A 1,716-nucleotide genomic window follows, 5' to 3' on the forward strand; every position below is an offset into this window, starting at 1 on the left:
CCCCCCGGGACAATGTTGGGGGGAGACAGGGAGGCTGGGCCGCGGTGAAGGCTGTCGTAATGGCAGGCGGAGAGGGCACCCGGCTGCGCCCGATGACCGCCAACCAGCCGAAGCCGATGCTGCCCGTGGTCAACCGGCCGATCATGGAGCACGTGCTGCGGCTGCTGCGGCGGCACGGCTTCGACGAGACCGTGGTCACCGTGCAGTTCCTCGCCTCGATGGTGCGCAACTACTTCGGCGACGGCGAGGACTTCGGGATGAGCCTGCAGTACGCCACCGAGGAGACCCCGCTCGGCACCGCAGGCAGCGTGAAGAACGCCGAGGATGCGCTGCGGGACGGGCCGTTCCTGGTCATCTCGGGCGACGCGCTCACCGACATCGACCTGTCCGAGCTCGTCCGCTTCCACAAGGACAACGACGCCCTGGTCACCGTCGGGCTCACCCGGGTACCCGACCCGCTGGAGTTCGGGATCATCATCGTGGACGACGACGGGCGGATCCAGCGCTTCCTCGAGAAGCCGACGTGGGGGCAGGTGTTCTCGGACACCGTGAACACCGGCATCTACGTGATGGAGCCCGAGGTGCTGGCCGAGTTCGCGCCCGGCCAGGTCGCCGACTGGTCGAGCGACGTGTTCCCGCGGCTGCTCAAGCGCGGCGCGCCGCTGTACGGCTGCATCACCGACGGCTACTGGGAGGACGTCGGCAACCACGAGAGCTACCTGAGGGCCCAGGCCGACGTGCTCGCCGGCCGGGTGCAGGCCGAGATCGACGGGTTCGAGATGTCGCCGGGCGTCTGGGTGGCCGAGGGCGCCGAGGTCGACCCGGACGCGGCGCTCAAGGGGCCGCTCGCGATCGGGGACTACGCCAAGATCGAGGCCGGCGCGCAGCTGCGCGAGTTCACCGTCATCGGCAGCAACGTGGTGGTCAAGGAGGGCGCGTTCCTGCACCGCGCGGTCGTGCACAGCAACGTCTACGTGGGCACCGGCACCACCCTGCGCGGCTGCGTGATCGGGAAGAACACCGACGTGATGCGCTCGGCGAGGATCGAGGAGGACGCGGTCGTCGGGGACGAGTGCGTGATCGAGCCCGAGGCGTACGTGTCCGCGGGGGTGAAGGTCTACCCGTTCAAGACCATCGAGGCCGGCGCGGTGGTGAACGCCAGCGTGATCTGGGAATCCCGCGGGCAGCGGACGCTGTTCGGCCCGCGCGGGGTGTCCGGCCTGGTGAACGTCGAGATCACGCCCGAGCTTTGCGTGCGGCTGGCCAGCGCGTACGCCACCACGCTGAAGAACGGCACGACGGTAACCACGTCCCGTGACGTGTCGCGCGCCGCGCGGGCGCTGAAGCGCGCGGTCCACGGCGCGCACAATGCGAGCGCGATCAACGTCGTGGACCTCGAGGCCCAGCCGCTGCCGGTGGCCAGGTTCGAGACTGCGCGCAGCGAGTACAGCGGCGGAATCGCGCTGCGCACCACGCCCGGCGATCCCCAGTCCATCGACATCATCTTCCTGGACTCCGACGGCGCCGACATGTCGCTGGCCGCGCAGCGCAAGCTGGAGCGAGTCTTCTCCCGGCAGGAGTACCGGCGCGCGTTCCCGGGCGAGATCGCCGAGCTGACCTACCCGCCGCGCGTGGTCGAGGCGTACACCAACGCCCTGCTGCGCAGCATCGATATGAACGGTGTCCGCGGGGCCGGCCTGAAGGTCGTCGCCGACT

General features: G+C 69.8%; 1 protein-coding gene. It reads left to right on the forward strand.

Annotated features, from left to right (window positions below; translation table 11 throughout):
- Positions 1 to 44: 44 nt before the first annotated feature.
- Positions 45 to 1,716, forward strand: a 1,672-nt coding sequence (locus VGS97_RS08645) for a sugar phosphate nucleotidyltransferase (RefSeq protein WP_349262050.1), incomplete at its 3' end; no start/stop codon positions are given.

Source organism: Actinocrinis sp. (assembly GCF_035946395.1).
In the GTDB taxonomy this organism is placed as follows: domain Bacteria; phylum Actinomycetota; class Actinomycetes; order Streptomycetales; family Catenulisporaceae; genus Actinocrinis.